Raw genomic sequence first — 469 nt, forward strand, 5'->3', positions numbered from 1 at the left:
GTTTATTTTGGCGAGTTGTTGATGAATTAAGACAAAAAGGGTACGAGATGATTCAAAGTCCGTTTCCAGAAGATGAAATATTTTTTGAAGCACCACGAAACTCAGGGTATGATCTCATCCGTCTATATAGAAAAGATGTGAATTTTAAACAGGAGATCGTTCGAGATATCGAAGAACAGACGTATCGGATGGATCAGCTGAGAGAGGCCATGCGTAAACGTTCTCTGCATCTCTTACAGCTCCAATTTACAGCTGACGACCCTGTAGATGATTGGGAGGACCTAAACGGTCAACCGCAAAAAAAGCAAAAGGTGACGGTTACACCTGTATTACTGAATGCAGACACTCTTCAACACGAAGTAAATGAGCTGCAAAAATGGCTCAATACATCGCTGACAGTGGATGTAGAAGAGGCAAAAAGAGACACAGCTGAAGATGTCATTCAGCTTAAAGTGAGCGTACTTCAAGC

The 469-nt window shown here is 41.8% G+C and carries 1 pseudogene; it reads left to right on the forward strand.

Going from position 1 to position 469, the window contains the following annotated elements:
- Positions 1-469 (forward strand): annotated as a pseudogene (locus tag ACOV8S_RS31250) (hypothetical protein); the annotation flags it as partial.

The sequence above is a fragment of the Streptomyces sp. CO7 genome (assembly GCF_053474865.1).